The sequence below is a fragment of the Bacillus sp. AY2-1 genome, assembly GCF_008368965.1.
Lineage (GTDB): Bacteria > Bacillota > Bacilli > Bacillales > Bacillaceae_G > Bacillus_A > Bacillus_A thuringiensis_S.
The window spans coordinates 1-4,960 of record NZ_QPEL01000273.1; the positions used below are offsets into that span (position 1 = coordinate 1).

Genomic DNA, 4,960 nt, shown 5'->3' on the forward strand with positions numbered 1-4,960 from the left:
CTTATTATTAGTTCTATTGCTTTAGGTGCAACAATAGGAGTGAGCAAACCTACATTTGCTGCTATAATACATTCTCCATCACAGTTTAAAGAAACTCGAAATGTTCATGTGCAATCCCTATATTCTCCATGGCAGTATTTAGGGCAAACTTCAAGGGAACTTCAAATTAAAAGTAAGGATCCAAAAGTACTAGCTTTTGAACTAGCAAAAGAAGCACCATTTTACGAAGAAGAATTAGTGGATATGTGTTCTACAATCTTGAGAGAAAATGTAAATGTAGTATATTGGACAAGTAAGGAATGGGCTAGATTTGAAGAAGGAAATTACGAGTTTAAACATGAAATGAAAATTTATAGAGATAAAGAACGTCAGCAATTAATTACTTCACTAGAATCATAAAAAAAATAGAAGCTATCTTTAGTAAGATATGCATCCAATGTAGACAGGAAAAGAAAGCACATAAAACTGTTTCGATATTGGAAAGTAAACTAAAAAAACAAGTATAATTACTTGTTTTTTTTAGGTACAGTAATTATTTAGAAGGCTTAGCTTGTGCATGGTCACCTACATTAATTGGATAACCATAATCCGCTCTACAACATGATTGGGATACAAAAGCTAGAAAGATATCAATCCATTTATTTTTAAATTGAATTAATATTCCTCCGTCATGGTATGATTCGTTATATTTTGAAAAATCATTTCACAAGCAATATGTAATACTTTATGGGAACATTATTAAATTTGAACGATATTAACAGAACTTTGTTGATAATTAGCTAAAAAAGTATTGTACGATTAAATGCATTGTGTTACATTTGTGTTACAAAACTATTACTTAATGTTATTATTGTTTCGGTAATATTTCTTGTTGTTTCTGTAATGTTACGAAATTTATAGATGTTTTATGTGTATAGGAGTGTGTGTAGTAAAGAGTCTGAGTTGAAAATAAGTGCACACTTTAAATTTCCTTTCTGTCTGAATGAAGAAGACTACCAACTAATTAAGGGGTTTAAAGTAAAAACTTTAAATAAAATGTGCTTCCTTTCCCACACACAATTTAGTACATATTTAAAGTACAGTCTAGTTGCTACACAGACTCTTGTACATATAAACATTAAGGTGAAATAGAGATAAGGATTTATTACATAAAAAGCATTACTTAGCTAAACGTAAAAATATTATCTGTGCATTTTGATAAAATGTTAAAATGCCTAGATGATATTTTTTAGAAGATTTCTTGGATATGTTTATGAATAACAATTTCTAATACTTAATGATTCTCTACTGCTAAAATATCCAATAATTTATGTAATTGGATTTATAAGGTGTATGTACATTCACTTATATAGGGAAAATGAGGTTTTTCATATGAAGTATAGTTATAAAGTTTTTATATTTATTTGGACAATTATTTTATTGTTTTTTCTACTTTATTATGGTTACAGTGAAGTTTCCGACACCGAGCAGGTGCCAGTCATAACAATCAAAAAATAGAAGTGAAAAATATTGAGAAAACCAAATGAGATAAAAATAGATACAGTAGAAAGACTACTACAGGAAGTAATTAATCGTACGAAGTTAGATGAAATATTGGAAATAAAAAACTTTAATGGAAAATATGTTGATTGCTGCTTGGGGAGAAAATTGTAGATATCACAATTGGTATAAAGATATTCATGAGTTATTCAGAGGTTACGATTTACACTGCCTTAGGAAAAAAAGGATAGGTTTCCGAGACACCCTTTATATTTAAGTAACGATTCAAGCTAATAGATTACATAAAATCAGAGCGGATTGTGCATCGTCTTATTCGAACTACAAGAAACCATAAACGAACAAGTAAAGCGGGACTTAGAGTAAACTGTAATGGTGAAACAGGAGGAGACGCATGGGTGTGGTGTTCAATTTGTCATGAAGAACATCCCGTTCTTTTCTGATATGTTTCAATATAATCAAGGAAACCCCTATCATTCCTTACCATTATGTCAGCACACATATATGGTATACGCTCATTTAACAGAGAATTATGTAGGGGAAGATTTATTTCTTCTGCAAAGTGCTGCAGCATTCCATGATACAGGTAAACCGTTTTGCCGTGTATTTAAAAAGCTCAAAGGGTACCATTCGTATTATGGTCACGAATATGTCAGTACTCACATCGCTTGCCACTTTTTAATGGAACTTGGTTTCGAATAGGAGTTTATTGAGAAAGTATTAATGATTACAGAGTTTCATATGAAGATGTTACATGGCGGGGAAGAGGCAGCACGTGAAATCTATCATTACTGCGGTGATGAGATGCTTACGAAATTATATTTTTTCCGAGATGCAGATGCATTTGCGAAGTAGAGAAGGGAAAAAATGCTTGTAAATATCCACGAACATTGCACGTTCCTTGGTCGATAGGGGTAACAAGTGATGACCGTGTTCTACAAAATATGGACGGATTTGAAACTCAAGAAGTAATCGTACTAGAAAAGTTAGATGGTGAAAATACATCCCTTTATAAAGATGCTATTCATGCAAGGTCGTTATCAAGTGGTCATCACCCATCGAGAACATGGGTAAAAACGTTACAAGGAAGTATGGGGTATAGAATTCCAGAAGGATGGCGTATATGTGGTGAAATGTATATGCTTGTCATAGCATTCACTACACAGCACTGACTTCCTATTTTTATGTCTTTTCAATATGGAATGAGAAAAATGAATGTTTATCGTGGGATGCAACAGTTGCATGGTGTAAAAAGTTAGGCCTTGCACACGTTCCAGTGTTATATCGTGGCCCCTATAATGAAAAGGTAATTCGTTCGTGCTACAACGGTACTTCACTCTTTGGAGGGATTCAGGAAGGGTATGTACTTAGATTAACGGATGCGTTTCACTATAATGATTTTTCAAAATCCGTAGGGAAATTTGTTCGAAAAGACCATGTGCAATCCAATCAGCACTGGATGACACATGCGGTTATCCCCAATAAATTAGCAAAATAAAAACACGCAATTCCAAATGGAACTGCGTGTTTTTTCGTTTTCTAACATCATTTGACGTTCATGTATGGTTACTCTTATCAGAGAATATACTCCCTAACACGGAAAACTATTAATTTATTAGTTTTTATTCGTAACTTTTAAAGTATCTAATACGACTTTAGTCGCGTCAGCAATAAGCTTATCATCATATTCTGCATCTTCTTTATCATGATTAGAAAGGATGGCAAGAACAATTGGCTTTTTATTTGGTGGCCAAATAATCGCAATATCATTCCTTGTTCCATAAGATCCTGCGCCTGTTTTATCAGCTACTTCCCATCCTTTTGGTACGCCCGCACGAATCAACTTATCACCAGTCGTATTTCTCTTCATCCAATCTACTAATAATTCACGTTTCTCTGTTGGAAGTGCAGATCCTAATGTAAATGATTGAAGTGTCTTAGCGATCGCTTCTGGTGTACTGGTATCGCGCGTTTCTCCAGGATGTACTTCATTTAATTCAGGTTCAAATCGTTCAGATTTAGTAACCGTATCTCCCGTTTCTCTCAAGATTTTTTCAAATGCGGATGGACCACCTAATTTTTTAAGAATTAAATTATGTGCCGTACTGTCACTATATCGAACAGAAGCATCTGCAAGTTCTTTTAACGTCATTCCTGTATCCACATGCTTTTCTGTAATTGGATTATAATTAGAAAGGTCTTCACGCGTATACGTAATCCTTTCATCAAGAGCTTCTATTGAGTTCTGACGTAAAAGAGCTCCCGCTGCTAATGATTTAGATGTAGAGGCAAATGCAAAACGATCATTTGGATGATAAGCAACAGTTTGATTTGTACCTGTATCCAGAGCATAAATACCAAGCTTAGCATTATATTCTTTTTCAAGCTTAGCAAAAGAATCATGACCTGTATTTTCTTGTTTAATTTGCTTTATTTGTTTTGTTTGCTTAGGTGGTTCAGATGGAGTATTACTATTAGAACACCCTATTAGTGTTACACATGAAAGTAATACGACAGGTACAATCTTTTTGTAGGTAAAGAACTTGTTTAAAACGTACATGAATTTTCAACCTCTTTCAACAATATATGGATTTTGTTTTGGTATTTTAAATACCGATGTTAATTAAAGTGGGTGTTGGATACCAATACTTCTGAAGTTGAATTTTAACAGGATAAGCAGAACCAAAGCGTTTATATGAATGAACGGTTACTGTTTAGGGTGTTTCTTTTTTGCTTACACTTGTAATAGTTTACCTGTGAAAGTATTAAACTCGTAACATTTAAATGAAGTATTTCAATACACACTTTTTTTACATCACTTTACTTTTGGGAATAATAAGTCCTTTCATATTTTTAGGAATACACATAATAGACACTCTAAGTAATAAATTTGTTCCATTTTAACTTGGTGAACGGTAAAGAAAATACAATGAATTGTAAATGAAACCTGTACGGGAGTATAGTACAGTGCATATGAAAAACCCCTCAATGCTATCTCTGAAAAAATCATAATTCTCGGCTTTATAAACTGTATTTTCAAAAACATTGCGAGCTTGTAAGAAAAATGAAAGGTAATTCAATATGAGATAAACAACCTTACTACTACAATGAAAAACAGAATTATTCTTAAAAATCATGAGATACGATATCAAGTTATTTGCGTGTTTAATATATTTGACCAAATATTCCAGTTTCAATAGGAAAAGTCGAATCAGACCATTAACGAATGGTATATTATTCGTATTTTGGAAAAGTCAAAATGTAGACAAGCATCTTCTATCAAATCTCATTCTTAGTGTGTACATTTGGAGGGGATTTCTCATATGAAATTAGTAAAAGTAACAGATGTTAGTTAGGAGAAAGATGATAATGTTAACAAATTCTATGGGAAGGTGAAGAAAGAAGGTAGCGTAGGTCTATTCCTACGTGTATATCATTTAGATAAAAAAGGTGTAACAGCTTG

4 protein-coding genes and 2 pseudogenes are annotated in these 4,960 nt (G+C 32.9%); 4 read left to right on the forward strand and 2 right to left on the reverse strand.

Features of this window, described 5'->3' with window-relative positions:
* Positions 1-399 (forward strand): hypothetical protein (locus DN403_RS30240; RefSeq protein WP_255452091.1); only part of this gene is annotated, 399 nt, incomplete at its 5' end.
* A gap of 133 nt (positions 400-532) precedes the next feature.
* On the opposite strand, the pseudogene DN403_RS30245 reads toward DN403_RS30240, so the two are convergent.
* A pseudogene (locus DN403_RS30245) lies at positions 533-688 on the reverse strand (DUF2278 family protein); the annotation flags it as partial.
* A 1,181-nt stretch (positions 689-1,869) separates the two neighbouring features.
* On the opposite strand from DN403_RS30245, the gene DN403_RS30250 reads away from it, so the two are divergent.
* The 3 genes and pseudogenes from DN403_RS30250 to DN403_RS30260 all read left to right on the forward strand — a co-directional run bounded on the left by DN403_RS30250 (position 1,870) and on the right by DN403_RS30260 (position 2,995).
* Positions 1,870-2,199, forward strand: coding sequence for an HD domain-containing protein (locus tag DN403_RS30250; RefSeq protein ID WP_000240601.1), 330 nt, complete (start codon positions 1,870-1,872; stop codon positions 2,197-2,199).
* 21 nt (positions 2,200-2,220) lie between these two features.
* A complete protein-coding gene (locus DN403_RS30255) occupies positions 2,221-2,352 on the forward strand; it encodes a hypothetical protein (protein ID WP_000627209.1) in 132 nt (43 codons plus the stop codon).
* 89 nt (positions 2,353-2,441) lie between these two features.
* Positions 2,442-2,995 (forward strand): annotated as a pseudogene (locus DN403_RS30260) (RNA ligase family protein).
* Between the two features lie 117 nt (positions 2,996-3,112).
* Here the strand turns inward: DN403_RS30260 and blaIII are convergent.
* Positions 3,113-4,057, reverse strand: coding sequence for a class A beta-lactamase BlaIII (gene blaIII, locus DN403_RS30265; RefSeq protein ID WP_086396335.1), 945 nt, complete (start codon positions 4,055-4,057; stop codon positions 3,113-3,115).
* Positions 4,058-4,960: the final 903 nt, after the last annotated feature.

What these genes read in the sequence shown, in the direction of transcription:
- blaIII (WP_086396335.1), bottom strand. Translation starts at nt 4,057, where the DNA reads ATGTACGTTTTAAACAAGTTCTTTACCTACAAAAAGATTGTACCTGTC.
- DN403_RS30255 (WP_000627209.1), top strand. Translation starts at nt 2,221, where the DNA reads ATGATTACAGAGTTTCATATGAAGATGTTACATGGCGGGGAAGAGGCA.
- DN403_RS30250 (WP_000240601.1), top strand. Translation starts at nt 1,870, where the DNA reads ATGGTGAAACAGGAGGAGACGCATGGGTGTGGTGTTCAATTTGTCATG.